This is a genomic window from Nitratireductor sp. L15S-10 (assembly GCF_045011005.1).
In the GTDB taxonomy this organism is placed as follows: domain Bacteria; phylum Pseudomonadota; class Alphaproteobacteria; order Rhizobiales; family Rhizobiaceae; genus Nitratireductor.
The window spans coordinates 546,063-567,428 of sequence record NZ_CP120674.1; the positions used below are offsets into that span (position 1 = coordinate 546,063).

The window sequence follows — 21,366 nt, forward strand, 5'->3', positions numbered from 1 at the left end:
CGGTTATGGCAAAGGCAACAGAAAAGAAGGCGGGAAGCGCCTACACCTATGTCGACCACAAGTTCGACGTCGTCGTCGTCGGAGCCGGTGGTGCCGGCCTTCGCGCCACGCTCGGCATGGCCGAACAGGGTCTGAAAACGGCCTGTATCACCAAGGTCTTCCCGACCCGTTCGCACACGGTGGCGGCACAGGGCGGCATCGCCGCCTCGCTCAAGAATATGGGTCCCGACCACTGGCAGTGGCACCTTTACGACACGGTGAAGGGTTCGGATTGGCTCGGCGATGTCGACGCCATGGAATATCTCGCCCGTGAGGCGCCCGCCGCCGTTTACGAGCTGGAGCATTACGGCGTGCCGTTTTCGCGCACCGAGGAAGGCAAGATCTATCAGCGTCCCTTCGGCGGCCACATGCAGAATTTTGGCGACGGCCCGCCCGTGCAGCGCACCTGTGCGGCGGCAGACCGCACCGGCCACGCCATCCTGCACACGCTCTACGGCCAGTCCGTCAAGAATCACGCCGAGTTCTTCATCGAGTATTTCGCGCTCGATCTCATCATGTCCGACGATGGTGTGTGCACCGGTGTCGTGGCGTGGAACCTCGAAGACGGTACGATTCACCGCTTCTCCGCCAAGATGGTGGTGCTGGCGACGGGCGGTTATGGCCGCGCCTATTTCTCCTGCACCTCCGCCCACACCTGCACGGGCGACGGCAATGGCATGATCGCCCGCGCCGGCCTGCCGCTGCAGGACATGGAGTTCGTGCAGTTCCATCCCACCGGCATCTATGGCGCCGGCTGCCTCATCACCGAGGGTGTGCGCGGCGAGGGCGGCTATCTGGTCAACTCCGAGGGCGAGCGCTTCATGGAGCGTTATGCGCCATCGGCCAAGGACCTTGCCTCGCGTGACGTGGTTTCGCGCTGCATGACCATGGAGATTCGTGAGGGCCGTGGCGTCGGCAAGAACAAGGATCACATCTTCCTGCATCTCGACCATCTGGACCCGGCCGTGATCCACGAGCGCCTGCCCGGCATCGCCGAATCGGCCCGCATCTTCGCCGGTGTCGATGTGACCCGCGAGCCGATCCCGGTCCTGCCGACGGTCCACTACAATATGGGCGGCATCCCGACCAACTATTGGGGTGAGGTGCTAAACCCGACGAAGGACAACCCGGATGCGGTGGCGCCCGGCCTGATGGCCGTCGGCGAGGCGGCCTGTGCCTCCGTGCATGGTGCGAACCGTCTTGGTTCTAACTCGCTGATCGACCTCGTGGTCTTCGGTCGCGCCGCCGCCATCCGCGCCGGTGAGGTTGTCGATCGCGATGCGCCAGTGCCCGCGCTCAACGAGGCAGCCTGCGAAAAGATCATGGAGCGCTTCGACCGGCTGCGTCATGCCTCCGGTTCCACGCCCACGGCGGATCTGCGCGAGAAGATGCAGCGCGCCATGCAGGAAGACGCCGCCGTGTTCCGCACGCAGGAATCGCTGGAGCAGGGCTGCGAGCGCATCAGTGCTGTCTGGAAGGAGCTTCCCGACGTAAGGGTCTCCGACCGTTCGATGATCTGGAACTCCGATCTCATGGAGACGCTGGAACTGGAGAACCTGATGGCCAACGCCATCACCACGGTCTACAGCGCCGAGGCGCGCAAGGAGAGCCGTGGTGCGCACGCCCGTGAGGACTATAAGGATGGTCCGATGGGCGGCCGCAATGACGAGGAGTGGCGCAAGCACACGCTGTCCTGGGTCGATGAGAGCGGCAAGGTCGCGCTCGATTATCGTCCGGTTCACACCGATCCGATGCTGAAGCCGGAAGATGGCGGCATCGATCCCAAGAAAATCGCGCCCAAGGCGCGGGTTTACTGATAGCTGAGGAAGTCATGGTTGAAATCACCCTTCCCAAGAACTCCCGCGTCAAGGAGGGCAAGGTCTGGCCGAAGCCCGAAGGCGCCACCAATCTGCGCGAATACAAGATCTATCGCTGGTCGCCGGATGATGAAGAGAACCCGCGCGTCGACACCTATTATGTCGACATGGACGATTGCGGGCCGATGGTTCTCGACGGTCTGATCTACATCAAGAACAAGATCGACCCGACGCTGACCTTCCGCCGCTCCTGCCGTGAGGGCATCTGCGGCTCCTGCGCCATGAACATCGACGGCACCAACACGCTGGCCTGCACCAAGGGCATGGATGAGGTGGCGCAGGATGCGGTCAAGATCTACCCGCTGCCGCACATGCCGGTGGTCAAGGATCTGGTGCCGGACCTTTCCGTGCCCTATGCGCAGCTTTCCTCCATCGAGCCCTGGCTGCAGACCATCACGCCGGAGCCTGCGACCGAGTGGAAGCAGAGCCATGAGGACCGCACCAAGCTCGACGGGCTCTACGAGTGCATCCTGTGCTTCTGCTGCCAGACCTCGTGCCCGAGCTACTGGTGGAATGGCGAACGTTATCTCGGCCCTGCCGTGCTTCTTCAGGCCTATCGCTGGCTGATCGATTCGCGCGACGAGAAGACGGGTGAGCGTCTTGACAATCTGGAAGATCCCTTCCGGCTCTATCGTTGCCACACGATCATGAACTGTACACAGGCCTGCCCCAAGGGCCTTAACCCGGCCAAGGCGATCGCCAACATCAAGAAGATGATGGTCGAGCGCCGCGTCTAGAATACGTCTTTCCTCCCTGCCCGCTGTGTGTCACGGCAGGGAGGATCGCTGCCCCCTCTCTTCAGCTTCATTCACCTCACGCAAGCGTGTAGCGGGTTGATTTGAATTCGCCGGCCTACGTTGTAGCTCTGTGGCGAATACAGGAGAGATATCGATGTTGCGACGTTCCCTTTTGGCCGCGGCCTTTTCCCTTACCGCCATTGCGACGTTTTCACAGCCAGCATCGGCTGAAAAGCAGACCGCCATATTCGCAGGGGGCTGTTTCTGGTGCGTCGAGGCCGATTTCGACAAGGTCCCCGGCGTGCTCGACACGGTGTCCGGCTATGCGGGCGGCAGCACGGAAAACCCGACCTACCGCACCTATTCCTCGGGCGGCCACCGGGAGGTGGTGAAGATCGATTTCGACGATGCGACGGTCAGCTATGACCGGTTGCTGGAAATCTTCTTCCGTTCGGTCGACCCGACCGATGCCGGCGGCCAGTTCTGCGACCGGGGCGAGAGTTATTCAACAGCAGTCTATGCGCTTGACGATGCACAGAAGGCTGCAGCCGAGAAAGCCAAACAGGAAGCAAGCGCCGCGCTCGGTGGCAATGTCGTCACGCCGATACTCGGGGCTGCTAAATTCTGGCCGGCGGAGGATTACCACCAGAATTATTACCAGAGCGACGAGCACATCCTCTCCCGCTTTGGGCTGGTGAAGAAGAAAGACGCCTACAAGGGCTACCGCGAGGGCTGCGGTCGCGATGCACGCGTTCGCCAGGTCTGGGGTGAGGCGGCCTTTACGGGGATCAAGTGATCCGCGTTTGAACTGAGCGGGCTGCGCCCATCGCGCGCAACCCGCCAGTTGTTCAGCGCTACCGCGCCGCGTTGATCCGCTCAAACGCGATCTCTGCGGCCACATCGTTGGTGGCGCGCTTCTGTGCCTCGGCGCGGGTGAAAATGTCTGCGAGAGTCTCGGGTATCTTCGCCACTTTCGCCATCGTGGCTTCACGGTCGTAGCCGCCTGGCGCGAGCTCGGCTGCAACGTTCAGGAGCCCGCCGGCATTGATCACATAGTCAGGCGCATAGAGCACACCGCGCTCCATCAGGAGCCGGGCATCCTCGTGTCGGACCAGCGGGTTATTGGCGGCACCCGCAACAATCTGCGCGCCGAGCGCCGGGATCGTTTCGGAAGAGAGCACGCCACCCAGCGCGCAGGGGGCGAATACGTCGGCGTTCACTTTCAGAATGTCGTCCAGCGCAACCGGTGTTGCGCCGAATGTGTCTTTCGCCTGCTCCATCCGGGCTGCGTCGATGTCGGTCACCGAAAGCCTCGCGCCTTCCGCGTGAAGCTTTTCGCACAGGGTCCAGCCCACCGAGCCAAGCCCCTGCACGGCAACGTGCACGCCGTCGAGCGTGGCGACGCCACGGTGCTTCAGCGCGGCCTTGATCCCCAGAAACACGCCATGGGCGGTCACGGGCGAAGGGTTGCCGCTGCCGCCCACGGTGGTGCCGGTCACATTTGGGGTACGCTCGCGCAGAAAATCCGCATCAGCGACAGTGAAACCGACATCTTCTCCGGTGAAATACTGGCCGTCGAGCGCTGCCAGCATCTCCGCATAGGCCTCAAGCAGGGCCGGCGTCTTGTCGGTCTTGGAATTGGCGATGATCAGTGCCTTGCCACCACCGAAATCCATGCCCGCCACCGCCGACTTGAATGTCATTCCGCGCGACAGGCGTAAGACGTCGGTGAGGGCCGCCTCGAAGCTCTCGTGCGGCCATACACGCGTACCGCCGAGACCGGGACCAAGCGCGGTGTTGTGGATTGCCACGATGGCGTTCAGGCCACGTTCCCCGTCGCGGCCGTGCCAGACGCGTTCGTGATTGTCGAACGCGTCCAGCTTCGCGGCCTCGGCCGTGATGTCGGTTATGGTGAGTGAGGGTTTCTGTGCCGCGGTTTTCAGCGTCCGCGGTGTGTGAGTATGCAGCATGTCATTCCTCCCGAACGACTTGTTTCGTAAGGAAATTCTAGCTGCATCGCCTGATTTTTGGTTGCGAAGTGGTGCCATCGAACGACCTTCCATTGCGTCGGCCGACGGTTTTTCATCGCGAAAGTGTCGTCAGCCGTATTTGGCGTCCAGCGTTATCTCGATTGCGCCGAGCGCCTTGGAGACGGGGCAGGAGGCCTTGGCCTTCTCGGCGATCTCAACGAACTTTGCCTCATCGAGGTCCGGCACCTTGCCCACAAGCGTTAGGGCGCTTTTGGTAATCTCGAAGCCGCCGCCTTTGGCCGGCTGCAGGGAGACGTCGGCTCGCACGTCCAGCTTCTCCGCCGGTGTGCCGCTCTCGGCCAGCATGTGGGAGAGTTGCATGGCGAAACAGCCGGCATGGGCGCCCGCGATCAACTCTTCGGGATTGGTGCCCGTCTTGCCGCTCTCGTCCTCAAAACGGGCCTTGAAACCGAGGGGCAGGCCCGAAAGCGCACCGCTCTGTGTGTCGAGGCTGCCCGAGCCTTCGACCAGTGATCCCTTCCAGGTGACGTCCGCATGCCGTTTCATTGCCATGGTCTTCTCCTTATTGGAAATAGTGCGTTGAAGCCAAAAGGCTAGATCGCCTCTCCGCGCAGCAGTCTCGGCGTGCCGGGGGCCAGTCCCGAAGCCTGCTGGATGAAGTAACGCTTCATGGCCGGCATTCGTTCAACCAGGCCAAGACCAAAATCACGCAGCGCCCGCACCGGGCCGATATCGTTGGAGAACAACCGGTTCAGAATGTCGGTTGTCACACCCATCTGCACCGTGTCGAACCGCCGCCAGCGCTCATAGCGCTGCAACACGTCGAGCGCACCGATATCCTCGCCCAGCCGTTCGGCCTCCACAATCACCTCGGCCAGCGCTGCCGCGTCCTTGAAGCCGAGATTCAAACCCTGCCCCGCAATGGGGTGGATGCCATGCGCCGCATCGCCCGCCAGTGCGAAGCGCGGTTTCACGAATTCGCGCGCCAGCGTGAGCCCCAGAGGCCACGCGCGGCGCGGGCCTTCCACGCGTATCTCGCCCAGTTTTAGGCCGAAGCGCAGCTCCAGCTCCTGCTCGAAGACGAGGTCATCCTCGCTCACGAGGCGCTCAGCATCTTCCGTGCGCTCAGTCCACACGATGGACGAGCGGTTGCCTGTCAACGGCAGCGTTGCGAACGGGCCGGCGGGCAGGAAATGCTCCTCCGCGCGACCATGGTGCGGGCGCTCATGCGCCACGGTGCACACGATGCCCGACTGGCCGTAATCCCACTTCACCGTCTTGATACCGGCCATGTCGCGCAGGCGCGAGCGCACGCCATCGGCAGCAATGAGAAGCCGGGTGCGGCAGGTCGTGCCATCTGCAAGGCTCACCGTCACATGGCCACCCATATTGGCAAAGCCGTCGACTGCGACACCGTCAATAATCTCAATGCCGCTCTCGGCAGCGCGGGCGCGCAATGCGCCATTCATCACGCGGTTCGGCACCATGTGGGCGAAGGGCTCGCCCTCCCCGGCCTCTCCTCCAAAGGTGAGAAACACCGGCCGCACCACATCGGCGGTGCGCGAATCGGTGATTTCCATCTCTGTGATGGGCTGAGCTTCCGGCTCTATCTCTGTCCAGCAATCGAGCCGTTTGAGCATGCGGCAGGCCGCAGCCGCGATGGCCGAAGCGCGCCCGTCCCGCTGCCACACCCCTTCGGGCGCGGCGTCCACCAGCGCCACTTTGAGACCTGGCTGGGCGCGCACAATGGAAACAGCGGTCGCCAGCCCCACATAGCCGGCCCCGGCGATCAGGATGTCGAGTTCGCGCCTGGATGTCTGTTTCGTATTCCTGGCCATAGCGGCACCTCATTTAAATCAGCGTTCCAGCGTGTCTCTGACCCAATCCGGGGGCCTTGACTTGGTTCCCGCCTTCGTCTTGGACATCATCAGCCCTAACATTCGCTGCCGGAGGGAAGCCATTCATGTCGTCGGCCATGCAAGACCTGCTTGCCATACTCGATCTTGAGACGCTCGAACACAATCTGTTTCGTGGTCGCAGTCCGCAATCGGCCTGGCAACGCGTTTTCGGCGGGCAGGTGATCGGTCAGGCGCTCGTCGCCGCCCAGCGCACCGTCGATGCCGCCCGTCATGTCCACTCGCTCCATTGCTATTTCATGCGGCCTGGTGATCCGGCAGTGCCGATCATCTACGAAGTGGATCGCATCCGCGATGGCGGCAGCTTCACCACCCGCCGCGTGGTTGCCATTCAGCATGGCCACGCCATCTTTTCGCTCTCCGCCTCTTTCCAGAAAGAGGAGCCCGGCCTCGATCATCAGCTTCCCATGCCTGAGGGCGTCACGCCTCCGGAAAATCTGCGCACCCAGCGCGAGTTTCTGGCCGAGTTCGGCGAGCGTGTGCCGGAAAACATCCGTCGCTACTGGGCGCGCGAGCGTCCCATCGAGGTGCGACCGGTCATCATTGAGCACTATACCAGCCGCGACAAGCTGCCGCCGCGCCAGGACGTGTGGATCCGCACCACGGGTCCGGTGCCGGACGATCGGGCACTGCAGGCCGCTGTGCTTGCTTATCTTTCCGACATGACGCTGCTCGATACCTCCACCTTCGCCCATGGTCGCAACGGGTTCGATCCGGATATCCAGATGGCAAGCCTCGATCACGCCATGTGGTTTCATCGGCAGCACAAGCTCGATGACTGGCTTCTCTACACGCAGGACAGCCCATCGGCGCAGGGCGCGCGTGGCTTCTCCCGTGGTAGTCTCTATGCGCTTGATGGCACGCTGATCGCATCTGTTGCTCAAGAAGGACTGGTGCGATTGCGCACAAAATAGGCAAAATGAAAGTTTTGCCTATTTATTGCGCAGATCTTGCGGCGCCAGATTCTCCTCTGCCCGAGCGGGCCGATTACTTTATTATATTTTTCAATAGCTTGAAGCTTGTTCATTCGAACTGGCACGGCATTTGATTCTCTTTTGCTGTCGCGGTCCGCATGGCGGTTCGCGCGATGCAGGCAACCCGCGGGATCCCGCAACAGCAAAGGTGAACTGCCATGAAAATAGTGATGGCAATCGTCAAGCCCTTCAAGCTGGAGGCCGTGCGCGAAGCGCTCACCGGCCTCGGCATCCAAGGCCTCACCGTCACGGAGGTCAAGGGCTACGGACGACAGAAAGGACACACGGAAATCTATCGCGGCGCCGAGTACGCCGTGACCTTCCTGCCCAAGGTCAAGATCGAGGTGGCGGTCGATTCCGACATGGTCGACCAGGTGGTTGAAGCCATCGTCGAGGCCGCCCGCACCGGACAGATCGGTGACGGCAAGGTCTTTGTCCACGCGCTCGACAAGGCGGTGCGCATCCGCACCGGCGAGTCCGGCGTCGAAGCCCTTTAAGCGGCAGCATATTCCGATGGAGAATCAGATGATGTATCGAACACTGAAGAGCGCCGCGGGTCCGCTGGCGCTGGGCGGGCTCGCGCTGGCAGCCATGTCCTTTCCGGCTCTGGCACAGGATTCCGCTGAGGCGGCCCCGGAATTTGCCTCGGCTTCTGAGACGGCGTTTATTTTCAACACCCTGCTCTTTCTCATGGGCGGTTTTCTCGTCATGTGGATGGCGGCGGGTTTTGCCATGCTCGAAGCGGGCATGGTGCGCACCAAGAATGTTTCCATGCAGCTCTTGAAAAACGTCGCGCTCTATTCCATCGCCGGCATCATGTACTGGGTGGTGGGTTACAGCCTGATGTATGTGGATGTGTCGAGCTATATCGGCACCTTCGCGCCCTATAGCTGGCCTGCTGCCGGCACGGCCAATGAGGGCGATTATTCCGTCGCCTCCGACTGGTTTTTCCAGATGGTCTTTGTCGCCACCGCTGCTTCCATCGTCTCGGGCACGCTGGCCGAGCGAATCAAGCTGTGGCCGTTCCTGATCTTCGTCGTCGTGCTCACCGGCTTCATCTATCCGATCGCAGGTTCGTGGAAATGGGGTGCCGGCTGGCTCGATGCCATGGGCTTCCAGGATTTCGCTGGCTCCACTCTGGTTCACTCCGTGGGTGGCTGGGCAGCTCTTGCCGGTGCGATCCTTCTGGGCGCGCGCAATGGCAAATTTTCCTCCGACGGCAAGGTCTCGCCAATTCCAGGGTCCAACATGGCGCTTGCCACACTTGGCACCTTCATTCTCTGGCTCGGCTGGTTCGGCTTCAATGGTGCCTCGCAGCTTGCCATGGGCTCCAATGCCGATGCATCCGACATCAGCCGCATCTTCGCCAACACCAATCTGGCCGCCGCTGCAGGTGTCGTCGCTGCGCTGATCCTCACGCAGATCCTCTACAAGAAGGTCGACATCACCTTTGTGCTCAATGGTGCTCTGGCCGGTCTGGTGTCGATCACCGCTGAACCGCTCACGCCGAGCCCGTTCATGGCCATCATCATCGGTGCCATTGGCGGTGTCATCGTGGTGCTCACCGTGCCGCTGCTCGACAAGCTGAAGATCGACGATGTTGTCGGTGCCATCCCGGTTCACCTGATTGCAGGTATATGGGGAACGCTCGCCGTTCCGCTCACCAACAGCGACGCCAGCTTCGGTGTCCAGATCGTCGGCATCGTTGCCTATGGTGTCTTCACCTTCGTCGTCTCCTTCGTGGTCTGGATGATCCTCAAGGCCACCATGGGACTGCGCGTGAGCGCGGAAGACGAGATGAGTGGTCTCGACGTCGCCGAGGTGGGTGTCGAAGCCTATCCCGAGTTCATGCCCATGCATGGGCGTTGATCGGGCAAGCACTTGCCTGACAATCGGCCTTCGGGCCGGTTGCCTTCCTGAAGGGGCCCGGTTCGCCGGGCCCTTTTTTATTGATTTGAGAAATTGCAACCCGCCCCTCCATGGTTAATGCCGTCTTAACCATCCGCTCGCTAGGGTCACAGGCGAGTCATCACGGCGCGTTTCGCGTCGAAAGCAACGCGCGAGCGGAGAATTGAGCGCATGAGTTCCGGGTCTTCGGCATTCTTGGCGATGGATGAAAACAGCTACGGTCTGCAGGCCTTCCTGCGCCGTCAGGCAGCGCGTGCAGGCGGCCTTGCGCTGCTTGCCTTCGTGGCGTTTGGTGTGGCGGCGCTTGCCACATGGAACGTTGCCGATCCGAGCTTCAGCCATGCCACTGCCAATCCTGTCACCAATGCGATGGGGTATCCCGGGGCGGTTTTCTCCGATCTTGCCATGCAGTTTTACGGCCTGGCGGCGCTGATCGGGCTTGTGCCGGCGGTGTGCTGGGGCGCTCTTCTTCTGCTCGGGCGGCAGATTGATCGTACCGTGAAGCGCGCCGGTGCATGGTTCCTTGGTGCGGTTCTGGCCGCCGGCATTGTCGGCGCTTTCGCGCCGCCGCCAACCTGGCCCTTGCCCACGGGCCTTGGCGGCGTGCTGGGGGACATGATCCTTTCCGTCCCTGCGAAATTCACGGGCGCTTATCCGCGCGGCTTTGCGGGTTTCGTGATCGCTGCAATTCTTGGCCTGCCGGCGGGCTGGCTCCTTGCCTTCGGCGCCGGCGTGCTTTCGCGTCCCTCAGCCGACGACTTTGCCGAGGAGCAAGACGACGACGCTGCCTTCGATGCTTTGGATGAAGATGATGAAAGCGGAGGTTCGGTCATCCTTGGCTATATGGCCCATTGGTGGTTGTCCTTCTGCGCATTTTTCCGACGCAACCTTGTCCGTGCCGGCCCTCGCGATAGCCATCGGATGCGGGCGATGGATCTGGACGAGGATGAAGAGACGGGCTTCGACGATTTTGATATGGATGCCCGGGTTGAGCCGGACTTCAACGAGGCGCCTGCAGCCCCGCGCGCGCGCGTTGAACCCGAATTTGACGCCCCGGTGCCGCAGCCTATTGCCGCATCATCGCGGCAGGCAGTGTCCGCGCCTGCGACGCAACGGGTTGAGAATCCTGCACCAAGACCGGCGGAAGGTGCGCGTGTTCGCCGCGAGGCACAGCCCTCTTTCCTCGACAGCGGAACCTTTGAACTTCCAGAACTCCATCTGCTTGCGGAACCAAAAACCTCGACAAAGGACCCTTCGCTTTCCCGGGATGCGCTGGAGCAGAATGCCCGCCTTCTCGAAGGCGTTCTGGAGGATTTCGGCGTCAAGGGCGAGATCATCCATGTGCGTCCGGGCCCCGTGGTCACGCTCTATGAGCTGGAGCCTGCACCCGGCATCAAGTCGTCGCGTGTCATTGGCCTTGCCGATGACATCGCCCGCTCGATGAGCGCCATCGCGGCTCGCGTCGCGGTCGTCCCCGGCCGCAACGCCATCGGCATCGAACTGCCGAATTCCACGCGTGAAACCGTTTATCTGCGCGAGCTGCTTGCCAGCCGCGATTTCGAGGCGAGCAAGGCCAAGCTTGCTCTTTCGCTGGGCAAGACCATCAATGGTGAAGCGGTGATCGCAGATCTCGCAAAGATGCCTCACCTTCTGGTGGCCGGTACCACCGGTTCCGGCAAGTCGGTTGCCATCAACACCATGATCCTGTCGCTGCTCTACCGCATGACGCCCGAGCAGTGCCGCCTGATCATGATCGATCCGAAGATGCTGGAACTGTCGATTTACGATGGCATCCCGCATCTCCTGACCCCGGTTGTGACTGACCCCAAGAAGGCGGTCGTCGCGCTCAAATGGACCGTGCGGGAGATGGAAGACCGCTATCGCAAGATGTCCAAGGTCGGCGTGCGCAACATCGAGGGCTTCAACCAGCGTGTCGTTGCCGCCAAGAAGAAGGGCGAGACGATCAAGCGCACGGTGCAGACGGGCTTTGACCGCGAGACGGGCGAGGCGATCTACGAGAGCGAGGATCTGGATCTCGAGCCGATGCCCTTCATCGTCGTCATCATCGATGAGATGGCCGACCTGATGATGGTCGCCGGCAAGGATATCGAAGGCGCCGTGCAGCGTCTGGCTCAGATGGCGCGCGCCGCCGGCATCCATGTGATCATGGCCACACAGCGGCCTTCGGTGGACGTCATCACCGGCACGATCAAGGCGAATTTCCCGACACGTATCTCCTTCCAGGTGACATCGAAGATCGACAGCCGCACGATCCTGGGAGAGCAGGGTGCCGAGCAGCTTCTGGGCATGGGTGACATGCTCTACATGGCCGGTGGCGGGCGTATACAGCGTGTCCACGGCCCGTTCGTTTCCGATGGCGAGGTGGAGAGCATCGTCAGTCACCTGAAGATGCAGGGCGTGCCGGATTATCTTGACGCTGTTACCGAGGATGATGACGAGGAGGATGGCGGGTCTGCCGGTGGCGGTGGATCGGGCGGCGGCAATCTGGGCGATTCTGCCGATCCCTACGATCAGGCGGTTGCGGTGGTTCTGCGCGACGGAAAGGCGTCCACCAGCTATATCCAGCGCCGCCTGGGCATCGGCTACAACCGTGCCGCTTCGATCATCGAACGCATGGAGGAAGAGGGCATTGTCGGCCCCGCCAATCATGCGGGCAAGCGCGAGATTCTCGTGCCGACGGAGCAGGACGAGGTCTGATCATGCCCGGCGCTGGAACCGGCGTCGGCACTGGCCGTTAACCTGCAGCCAAATTTCGGCCCTACTGGTTGGTTATTCGGGAGGGCAAATGTGGAGATCGAACACGATGAATTTTGGGGTAACCGACTTTCTGGCCCGGCGTATCGCGATCGCGGCGATCGCTCTGTCGGCGTTGTGCGTTGCGCCTCTGGCGGCGCAGGCTGCGCAGAGTGCTGACCAGATCGCGGCGCATTTTTCCAGCGTCCGCACCATGATGGGCGAATTTGTGCAATTCGGGCCGCGCGGAGAGCAGACCGGCGGCAAGTTCTATATCGAACGGCCGGGCAAGATCCGTTTCGACTATGAGGAACCGTCAGGCTTTCGTGTCACCTCGGACGGCAGTTCGGTGGTCATTATGAACAAGAAGCTCAACACGGCGGACCTTTACCCGCTCTCGAAAACGCCGCTGAAGCTTCTTCTCGACGAGCGTATCGACCTCTCGGGCGACAAGGTCCAGACCGTGCGTGAGGACAATGATCTCACGACGATCAAGATGTCCGACAAGTCCGTTTTCGGAGATTCGACCATCACCATGATGTTCGACACGAATTCATATGACCTGCGCCAGTGGACCATCACCGATGCGCAGGGCAAGGACACGACGGTCATGATTTTCAATGTCCAGCAGGGCGTGACCTTCGATCCAAGCGTATTCAAGATCGATTACCGGCGGGTTGATGAAATGAGCCGCAACGGGCGCTGATACCTGCGAATTGGTGCGTGGCCGGGCTGTGGAAAGTCCGGCCTTTTCTTTTGTGGCAGGCCGATCTGCTTGTCATTCTTTCCCGTTCCGGGCAGGTTTGCGCCTCCTGCAAGCTTTCTAGCCCGGACTGTCTCCATGCCCTTCACCATCGCCACCTGGAACATCAACTCCGTGCGGCTGCGCATGCCGCTCGTCGAGCAGTTTCTGGAACGGTATAGCCCGGACGTCCTTTGCCTGCAGGAAACCAAATGTGCCGATGACCAGTTCCCCGCCGCGGCTTTCCGAAAGGCTGGATATGAGCACATGGCGATCCATGGCCAGAAGGGTTATCACGGTGTTGCCACCATCGCGCGCCGCCCGCTGAAACTCGTTGAAAAGCGCGCGTTTTGCGGGATGGGCGATAGCCGGCACATTTCCGTATCCCTGGATGCGGGCGCGGGGCGCACCGTCCTTCTCCATAATTTCTATGTGCCGGCCGGTGGCGACGAGCCCGATCCGGAGATCAATCCGAAGTTTCGCCACAAGCTTGACTTTCTTGCAGAAATGCATGCGCTGCGCGCCGAAGAGAGCGGCAATTCGGGGACCATTCTCGTCGGCGACCTCAATATCGCGCCGCTCGAAACCGATGTCTGGTCACACAAGCAGCTTCTCAAAGTCGTCAGCCACACACCGGTCGAGACCGAGGGGCTGGAAAGGCTGCGGAAGGAAGGCGGCTGGGTGGATCTGATGCGGGAGAAGATACCGCCGGAGGAGAAAGTCTTTACGTGGTGGAGCTATCGCGCCAAGGACTGGGCGCTCTCTGATCGTGGACGCAGGCTCGACCATATCTGGTCGTCGCCCAATCTCTCACCAGCGCTGAACCGGATCGAAGTGCTGCGCGAGGCGCGTGGGTGGGACCGGCCGTCTGACCACGTCCCTGTCATAGCAGGCTTCGACTTCGGCTGACCGATTTTTCGGGAATTTCACGTATTTTCAGCGAAAACGCCTTTTTTGAAAGAAAAAGGGGTAAAACGTGCGTGTTTTCCAAAAAAAATCAGTCGGCGAATCGCGCTGCGATTTGCTCCATCCGGGAGATCATGAGTTGCAAATTATCGACAATTCTCTCATGCAGGCGGACCGCTGTTTCGGGGAATTCCTCGAGGATCCGGTGAAAGCTTGAACGACTGATCCTCACAAGCCGCGTTTCGCTTTCAGCCATCGCATTTGTCATACGGCGGCCTTCGGCAATCAGTGCGAACTCGCCCATCATGTCGCCGGGCCCAAGCCTTTCGACAATCTGTCGTTCGCCATCCCGTTCGGTAAACAGAACAACGCTTCCGGAGGCGACGATGAAGGCGCAGTCGGCAGGTGCTCCTTCGGCATAGATTTCCCGTCCGGCGGAAAGCGTCATGCTTTCGGCGCCGAATGCCATGAGGCGCAACTGTTCGCGCGTGAATCCCTCAAACAGACCCACGCCGGACAGAATGCGAATATCATCGTCCAGCGCCATTGACGTTGTCCCCGACCCGTTCCCGGCGATCCCCGAACGCCCTCATGGCGCAGTCTCACGGAACGAGCTTATAACCACCGCTTTCTGTCACAAGAATTTCAGCTTTGGAAGGATCGCGCTCGATCTTTTGCCGAAGACGGTAGACATGGGTCTCGAGCGTGTGGGTGGTAACGCCGGAATTGTATCCCCAGACTTCTTCCAGAAGGATGTCGCGCGTCACCACTTTCTGCTCGGCGCGATAGAGGTATTTGATGATCGCGGCTTCTTTTTCTGTCAGGCGGATCTTGCCGCCGCGTTCATCGATGAGCAGTTTCTGCGAGGGCTTGAACGTATAGGGACCAACGGCGAAGGTGGCGTCCTCGCTCTGCTCGTGCTGGCGAAGCTGGGCACGGATGCGGGCGAGAAGCACCGCAAAGCGGAACGGCTTCGTGACATAATCGTTGGCGCCGGCCTCAAGGCCAAGGATCGTATCCGAATCGGTGTCCTGCGCCGTCAGCATGATGATCGGTGCACGATAGCCGCCCTTGCGCAGAAGCTTGACCGCTTCACGCCCATCCATGTCCGGCAGGCCGACATCCATGATGAGCAAATCGACAATCGCGTTGCGTGCAGACTGAATGCCCTTCGTGGCCGTGTTCTCCTGAAGAATATCGAATTCCTCATAGAGCGACAGCTGCTCGACGAGCGTCGTCCTCAGGTCTTCGTCATCATCGACGATTAGGATGGTGCGTGACGTCATGGTTGTATCCACTATCCAGGAAAAATGCTGCCGATTCAAATGGAATTGCAGTGTTGACCGTTCCCGCTTTATGCGAAACCTAACAGTGCGAGAACACCATGGCGAACATTTGTTCCAATCAATTTAACGTAAGCTGACAGGTGGATATTCCTCAAGATGACGTGTGAAGCCGGCAAATCGATTCCTCTGATCGAGGTGCGACGCAGACCGGGCAGGCCGACCGAGGGCTTGATGACGGTGGGCCCATTCGTCTTTCCATGCGCGCTGGGGCGAACAGGCACAGCGATGCTCAAGCGCGAAGGGGATGGTGCCACTCCAATCGGAGAATTGCGGTGCCTCTATGGCTATTTTCGTGGTGACAGAGCCCCTTCCGGGCCGCCCAAATGCCGTTTTTCGCTTCGGCAGATCAACGACGGGGATGGGTGGTGCGACGCGGCGGGCGACCGCAATTACAATCGCCCGGTTCGTCTTCCTTATCCGGCCAGCCATGAACGCATGAGGCGCGAGGATCGTCTCTACGATATCTGCATGGTGTCGGACTGGAACATGCGGCCGGCAATCCGCAATCGCGGCAGTGCAATTTTCTTTCATATTGCCAAGCCCGGTTTCCCGCCCACCGAGGGCTGTATAGCCGTATCGCCTCGCGCCATGGCACGCATTCTGCCGCTCATCGGCCCGACTACGCGAATCAGAGTGTATCGGTAGCCGGGTCGTCGATCGATCCTGACGGTCAGTCTGCTGCCGGCTGGCGCGCCATCGTGTGATACTCCTCATTGGGGTGCATATCGACGGCAGCGGCCATGCGGTTTGACATGTTGAAGAAGCTGGCGACGGCGGCAATGTCCCAGATGTCGCGCTCGGAGAAGCCGGCCGCGCGCAGCGCTTCCCGATCCGTTTCCTCAATCTTTGCAGGGCTTTCTGTGAGTTTGACGGCGAAATCAAGCATCGCCTTTTGTCGCGGGTCAAGTTTTGCGGCCCGATAATTCATGACCATGAGTTCGCCCAGCACCGGGTCGCCGGATAGCTGACGAACGGCGGCGCCGTGAGCGGTGAGGCAGTAGAAGCAGTGGTTGATGCTCGACACCGTGACGGCAATCATTTCGCGCTCGAGCTTCGTCAGAGCCGAATCACCCAGCATCAGATCGTTGTACATCTGCGTGAACGCTCTGAGCTTGTTCTCATCGAACGCGTAGGCGCGGAGAACATTGGGCACGAGGCCAAGTTTCTCCTCGCACTTTTCGAAATAGGCTCGGGTATCCTCGCTCAGCGATTCGAGCGGGGGAAAATGCAGTGCAGTGACCGGTTTCGTCATGATGCAGACACCCTTTCGATAGGAATAGGTTGTATTCAGCCTGCACGGTGGAATGACGGGTCGTCAAACCGCTTTTGTCTGAATACGATGGGCCAGTTTGGTCAACCAACAGGGATTTTCGGCATGGTAGCCAAAGCAAAGACCTCCAAGACCGCGAAAAAGGGCGGACCGATGGGCAAGGTCCTGCATGAGATCATCAGCGCGCGGACGCCGGCGGAGGATCTTCACCCCTATGACGAGGCAGCGGTGCTGCGTGCGGCCGAGGATGCTGTCGCCGCCATCAAGGCTCACAAGCCGGGAACCAGCGTTGTACGGATAGACAATGTTGCCGGGATCGAACGGCTTGGCCGCGCGGTCAGCGTCCTGACGGTCGTGAATGACAACATGCCGTTTCTGTTCGATTCGGTGCTGGGAGAACTCAGCGATTTCGGTGCTGAAGCGACACTCGTCGCGCATCCGGTTCTCGTGGTTCGCCACAGCAAGAAAGGCGTGGAAGAGATTGTCGGCGACGCAGCCGGCACAAAACCCGCTGCCGGTGAGGACAAGATCAGCCTCATTCACGTCCATCTTCCCCGATTGTCCGATGACCAGTGCAAGGAGCTGGAAACTCGCCTCAACGCAACACTGGCGCAGGTGCGCGCGGCGGTGGTCGACTGGAAGCCGATGCTTGCCCGGCTCGATCAGCAGATCACCGAATTGCGCTATGCCCCCGTGCCGCTGGACAAGGATGCTGTTTCAGAAGCAATCGCCTTTCTGGAATGGCTGCGCGACGACAATTTCACGTTTCTCGGCATGCGCGAGTTTCGGTATTCGGGAGGCGAGGAGAACGGGACGCTGGAGCGCGCCAACAAGAAGGGGCTGGGCATTCTGGCCGATCCGGACGTTCTCGTTCTGCGCCGTGGCAAGGAGGCGGTTTCGACCACTCCGGAGATTCGCGCCTTTCTCCATGGCCCCGATCCGTTCATCGTGACCAAGGCCAACGCCAAATCGGTGGTTCATCGCCGTGCCTATCTCGATTACATCGGCGTCAAAACCTTTGACGACAAGGGAAAACTGACCGGTGAACTGCGCATTGTCGGCCTGTTCACCTCCACGGCCTACACGCGATCGGTGATGAAGATCCCGTATCTGCGGTCGAAGGCCGAGGCTGTTATCGCCAAGTCCGGATTTGCACCGACCGACCATTCGGGCAAGGCACTGATCAACGTTCTGGAGTCCTATCCACGCGACGAGCTTTTCCAGATCGGTCTGCCGATCCTGCGCAAGCATGCGGAAGCGATACTGGCGCTGGGAGAGCGGCCTCGTGTCCGCGCGCTCTACCGCATCGACCAGTTCGACCGTTTCGTCTCCGTGATCGTCTTCGTGCCGCGGGACCGATACGATTCACAGGTTCGTATCGAGATCGGCAACTACCTCAAGACCGTCTTCAAGGGACGGGTTTCAGCCTATTATCCGGCCTTCCCTGAAGGCACACTGGCACGTGTCCATTTCATCATCGGACGTTCTGGCGGCAAGACGCCGCGCATCGATACGGAGACGCTTGAGGCGGGCATTCGCAAGATCGTGCGAACCTGGGACGATGCCCTGCAGGAAGCGCTGGAAGAAACCGGGGCAGACCGCAGGCTCGCAGCCGTCGCCGCGGCGTTTCCAGAGAGCTACCGCAATGGTTTTTCTGCCGAAACGGCGCTAATCGATGCCGAGCGTATGGCCAAGCTCTCCGAGAGCAATCCCATCGCCATCGATTTTCACAGGCATGATGATCAGGATGAAACGCAGGCAGCACTGAAGATCTATCATCACGGCACCCCGGTTCCGCTGACGGAGCGCGTTCCGCTGCTTGAAAACATGGGCTTCCGTGTCATCTCCGAGCGCACCTTCGAAGTCGGCGATGCCGACGATGAAGAGAGCGCCCAGATATTCATCCATGACATGGAGCTGGAAAACGCGTTCGATGGGCCAATAGATCTTTCGGACAATGGTGCACTGTTCGAGGAACTGTTCCTTTCTGTCTGGCGCAAGGAACATGACGACGACCGGCTCAACGCACTGGCGCAGAGAGCCCGCCTTCGCGTCGACGAGATCGCCATTCTGCGCGCCTACAGCCGCTTCCTGCATCAGGCGAGCATTCCGCAGAGCCAGGATTTCATCGCCGCGACGATGAACCGCTATCCGCATATCGCGCGAAAGCTGTTTGAATTGTTCGTACTGCGCTTCGACCCTGCCAAGGCCGGGAAGGCGAAGGCTCGCGATGAGGCAATGGCGCTGAAGAGCGCGATGGAGACAGATCTCGATGCGGTGCCCAACCTCGACGACGACACGATCATCCGGCGCTTCCTCAACCTGATCGAGGCAACGCTGCGCACCAATCATTATCGGCCAAAAGCCGATGAGACAGTCCGCTCACTGGCGCTGAAATTCGATTCTCGCGCCATCACGGGCCTGCCCCAACCGCGGCCGTGGCGCGAGATTTTCGTCTATGGGCCAGAGGTGGAAGGTGTTCACCTCAGGTTTGGACCGGTGGCGCGCGGCGGCCTGCGCTGGTCTGACCGGGCACAGGATTATCGCACCGAAGTGCTGGGCCTGGTGAAGGCACAGCAGGTCAAGAATGCGGTGATCGTGCCGGTGGGCGCGAAGGGCGGTTTCTACCCGCGCCGCCTGCCGGAGAATGGCAGCCGCCAGGAGGTGTTCGAGGCAGGCCGCGCGGCCTACATCAATTTCATCTCCAGTCTTTTGTCGCTGACCGACAATCTGGATGGCGACAAGGTCATTCCGCCAGAAGGCGTGGTGCGCCACGACGGCAACGACCCGTATTTCGTGGTGGCGGCCGACAAGGGAACGGCGACCTTCTCCGACACCGCCAATGCGATCAGCCAGGCGCATGATTTCTGGCTCGACGACGCCTTCGCCTCCGGCGGTTCCGCCGGCTATGACCACAAGAAGATGGGCATCACCGCACGGGGCGCGTGGGAAGCGGTGAAGCGGCACTTCCGCGAGATGAACCGCGACATACAGACCGAACCTTTCACGGCAGTGGGCGTTGGCGACATGTCGGGCGATGTGTTCGGCAATGGCATGCTTTTGTCCACCTGCACCAAGGTGGTGGCGGCGTTCGACCATCGCGACATCTTCATTGACCCAGACCCTGACCCGGCGGTGTCCTATGCCGAGCGCAAGCGTCTTTTCGACATGGGGCGCTCGAGCTGGCAGGATTACGACACAAGCAAGCTTTCCAAGGGCGGCATCATCGTTTCGCGGGCCCAGAAATCGATCACGCTCAGCAAGGCGGCAGCCGATGCCATCGGGCTCGACAAGACAACCGCCTCGCCGACCGAGATCATGACCGCGATCCTGAAAGCACCGGTCGATCTCCTCTGGTTCGGTGGTATCGGCACCTATGTGCGCTCACACACGGAAAGCAATCAGGACGTGGGCGACCGGGCCAATGATGCAATCCGCGTCACCGCGCGCGAAGTGGGCGCCAAGGTGATCGGTGAGGGCGCCAATCTGGGCATGACGCAGCTGGCGCGCATCGAGTTTGGCCGCCATGGCGGGCGCTGCAACTCCGACGCCATCGACAACTCTGCCGGCGTGAACTCTTCCGACGTTGAGGTGAACATCAAGATCGCGCTGGCGGCGGCCATGCGTTCCGGCGCGCTCGAGCGGCCGGCGCGTGACAAGCTTCTGGCCGAAATGACGGATGAAGTCGCCGAGCTGGTTCTGGCAAACAACTATCAGCAGACGCTCGCGATCTCGCAGGTTCAGAAGCGTGGCATCCCGGAAATGCCGCATCAGGCGCGGATGATGACCCTCTTCGAGCAGCGCGGGCTGCTCGACCGGGCGGTGGAGTTCCTGCCCGGTCCGCAGGAACTGGCGGACCGGGAAAGCCGGGGTGAGCCGCTGACGCGCGCCGAGGTGGGCGTGCTGCTTGCCTATGCGAAGATCGTGCTCTTCGACGAGATCGTCGCCAGCAAGGTGCCGGACGCGCCGCATCTGGAGGAAGATCTTTTCGCCTATTTCCCAGGCCGCATGGCGAAGAAATACGAAAGCGAAATCCGTTCGCACCGGCTGAAGCGCGAGATCATCGCCACGGAACTGGCCAATGACGTGATCAACCGCGGCGGACCCAGCTTCGTGACGCGGCTTCAGGACCTGACAGGGCGACCGGCAGCCGACATCGTCGCTGCCTTCGCCGTGGTGCGTGAGGGATTTGAACTGCGCAGGATCTACAAGGCCATCGATGCGCTGGACAACAATATCGACGGTATGGCGCAGCTCGATCTCTACCAGCTCGTATGGCGGCTGATCTATTCGGCGACGTCCTGGCAGCTCAAGAACGACAGCGACAAGGAAACCGTCGGCGCGCGCATCGATCGGCTGCGGGCCGCGCGCAAGGCGCTGGAAGGCAAGCTCATGCCGATGCTGCCGGCCTTCATGCGCGAGCGCCTGGAAAACCGCCGGGCGCAACTCGTGGCGCTTGGCGCGCCGGAGGATCTGGCGAAGAAGCTTGCGTTCCTTTCGGTCGCGGAGATGGTGCCCGATATCGAACTGGTGGCCGAGAAAGCCGGTGCGCCGCTGGAAAAGGCCGCGAAAGCGTTCTTCGGCATTACCGATGCGTTTCGCATCGGGCGCATCGAGGACGCCGCGCACACGATCGTGCCGTCGGACTATTATGACGGGCTGGCGCTTTTCCGCGCGACCGACATGATCAGCGCGGCGCGGCGCGGGATGACGATCGCCGCGCTTACCGACTATGGCAAGGAGGAGGATCCGGCGGAAAAATGGGTCGAGGCCGGCGGTGAGCATGTGGTGCGCGTGCGCGAGAGGCTGCAGTCCCTCGTGGAGGGCGGCGAAATCAGCGTGTCGCGCCTCACCGTGGCCTCGGGTCTGATGAGCGATTTGAGTGTCTGATCTCGCCGGGGCGCCG

At 61.0% G+C, this 21,366-nt stretch carries 17 protein-coding genes; 11 read left to right on the forward strand and 6 right to left on the reverse strand.

Going from position 1 to position 21,366, the window contains the following annotated elements:
- The first annotated feature begins 5 nt into the window (after nt 1-5).
- The 3 genes from sdhA to msrA all read left to right on the forward strand — a co-directional run bounded on the left by sdhA (nt 6) and on the right by msrA (nt 3,449).
- A complete protein-coding gene (gene sdhA, locus P2W41_RS02710) occupies nt 6-1,856 on the forward strand; it encodes a succinate dehydrogenase flavoprotein subunit (protein ID WP_404934236.1) in 1,851 nt (616 codons plus the stop codon).
- Between the two features lie 14 nt (nt 1,857-1,870).
- Complete coding sequence (locus P2W41_RS02715) at nt 1,871-2,653, forward strand: succinate dehydrogenase iron-sulfur subunit (protein ID WP_065816939.1); 783 nt, start codon at nt 1,871-1,873, stop codon at nt 2,651-2,653.
- A 154-nt stretch (nt 2,654-2,807) separates the two neighbouring features.
- The gene (gene msrA / locus P2W41_RS02720) at nt 2,808-3,449 is read left to right on the forward strand and encodes a peptide-methionine (S)-S-oxide reductase MsrA (RefSeq protein WP_404934237.1); all 642 of its coding nucleotides are present in this window, start codon (nt 2,808-2,810) and stop codon (nt 3,447-3,449) included.
- Between the two features lie 58 nt (nt 3,450-3,507).
- Here msrA and P2W41_RS02725 read toward each other — a convergent pair whose 3' ends face one another.
- From P2W41_RS02725 to P2W41_RS02735, 3 genes are all read right to left on the reverse strand, one after another.
- Nucleotides 3,508-4,623: a Glu/Leu/Phe/Val dehydrogenase gene (locus tag P2W41_RS02725; protein ID WP_404934238.1), complete on the reverse strand. Its 1,116-nt coding sequence runs from the start codon at nt 4,621-4,623 to the stop codon at nt 3,508-3,510.
- A gap of 129 nt (nt 4,624-4,752) precedes the next feature.
- The gene (locus P2W41_RS02730; RefSeq protein WP_404934907.1) at nt 4,753-5,190 is read right to left on the reverse strand and encodes an OsmC family protein; all 438 of its coding nucleotides are present in this window, start codon (nt 5,188-5,190) and stop codon (nt 4,753-4,755) included.
- A gap of 47 nt (nt 5,191-5,237) precedes the next feature.
- Nucleotides 5,238-6,482, reverse strand: coding sequence for a ubiquinone biosynthesis hydroxylase (locus tag P2W41_RS02735; protein ID WP_292898047.1), 1,245 nt, complete (start codon nt 6,480-6,482; stop codon nt 5,238-5,240).
- A gap of 125 nt (nt 6,483-6,607) precedes the next feature.
- Between P2W41_RS02735 and tesB the strand changes: the two genes are divergently transcribed.
- The 6 genes from tesB to P2W41_RS02765 all read left to right on the forward strand — a co-directional run bounded on the left by tesB (nt 6,608) and on the right by P2W41_RS02765 (nt 13,847).
- The gene (gene tesB / locus P2W41_RS02740) at nt 6,608-7,474 is read left to right on the forward strand and encodes an acyl-CoA thioesterase II (protein WP_292898046.1); all 867 of its coding nucleotides are present in this window, start codon (nt 6,608-6,610) and stop codon (nt 7,472-7,474) included.
- Nucleotides 7,475-7,692: 218 nt separating this feature from the next.
- Complete coding sequence (locus P2W41_RS02745; protein WP_065816944.1) at nt 7,693-8,031, forward strand: P-II family nitrogen regulator; 339 nt, start codon at nt 7,693-7,695, stop codon at nt 8,029-8,031.
- 28 nt (nt 8,032-8,059) lie between these two features.
- The gene (gene amt, locus P2W41_RS02750; RefSeq protein WP_292898045.1) at nt 8,060-9,403 is read left to right on the forward strand and encodes an ammonium transporter; all 1,344 of its coding nucleotides are present in this window, start codon (nt 8,060-8,062) and stop codon (nt 9,401-9,403) included.
- Between the two features lie 210 nt (nt 9,404-9,613).
- On the forward strand, nt 9,614-12,160 hold the full coding sequence (locus P2W41_RS02755; RefSeq protein WP_404934239.1) for a DNA translocase FtsK 4TM domain-containing protein: 2,547 nt from the start codon (nt 9,614-9,616) through the stop codon (nt 12,158-12,160).
- A 106-nt stretch (nt 12,161-12,266) separates the two neighbouring features.
- Entirely contained in the window at nt 12,267-12,902 is a 636-nt protein-coding gene (locus P2W41_RS02760; protein ID WP_292898043.1) for an outer membrane lipoprotein carrier protein LolA, read from the forward strand.
- Between the two features lie 135 nt (nt 12,903-13,037).
- On the forward strand, nt 13,038-13,847 hold the full coding sequence (locus tag P2W41_RS02765; RefSeq protein ID WP_292898042.1) for an exodeoxyribonuclease III: 810 nt from the start codon (nt 13,038-13,040) through the stop codon (nt 13,845-13,847).
- An 88-nt stretch (nt 13,848-13,935) separates the two neighbouring features.
- Here P2W41_RS02765 and P2W41_RS02770 read toward each other — a convergent pair whose 3' ends face one another.
- On the reverse strand, nt 13,936-14,391 hold the full coding sequence (locus P2W41_RS02770; RefSeq protein WP_404934240.1) for a cyclic nucleotide-binding domain-containing protein: 456 nt from the start codon (nt 14,389-14,391) through the stop codon (nt 13,936-13,938).
- 55 nt (nt 14,392-14,446) lie between these two features.
- Nucleotides 14,447-15,130: a response regulator transcription factor gene (locus P2W41_RS02775; protein ID WP_025031550.1), complete on the reverse strand. Its 684-nt coding sequence runs from the start codon at nt 15,128-15,130 to the stop codon at nt 14,447-14,449.
- Between the two features lie 156 nt (nt 15,131-15,286).
- Here P2W41_RS02775 and P2W41_RS02780 point away from each other — a divergent pair, with 156 nt between their 5' ends.
- Nucleotides 15,287-15,835, forward strand: a complete 549-nt coding sequence (locus P2W41_RS02780) for a L,D-transpeptidase (RefSeq protein ID WP_292898040.1) — start codon at nt 15,287-15,289, stop codon at nt 15,833-15,835.
- 25 nt (nt 15,836-15,860) lie between these two features.
- Here P2W41_RS02780 and P2W41_RS02785 read toward each other — a convergent pair whose 3' ends face one another.
- Nucleotides 15,861-16,442 carry a peroxidase-related enzyme gene (locus P2W41_RS02785; protein WP_404934241.1) on the reverse strand — a complete coding sequence of 194 codons (582 nt, stop codon included), beginning with the start codon at nt 16,440-16,442 and terminating at the stop codon, nt 15,861-15,863.
- Nucleotides 16,443-16,565: 123 nt separating this feature from the next.
- Between P2W41_RS02785 and P2W41_RS02790 the strand changes: the two genes are divergently transcribed.
- Nucleotides 16,566-21,350 (forward strand): NAD-glutamate dehydrogenase, encoded by a 4,785-nt coding sequence (locus P2W41_RS02790; RefSeq protein ID WP_404934242.1) that lies wholly within the window; start codon nt 16,566-16,568, stop codon nt 21,348-21,350.
- Nucleotides 21,351-21,366: the final 16 nt, after the last annotated feature.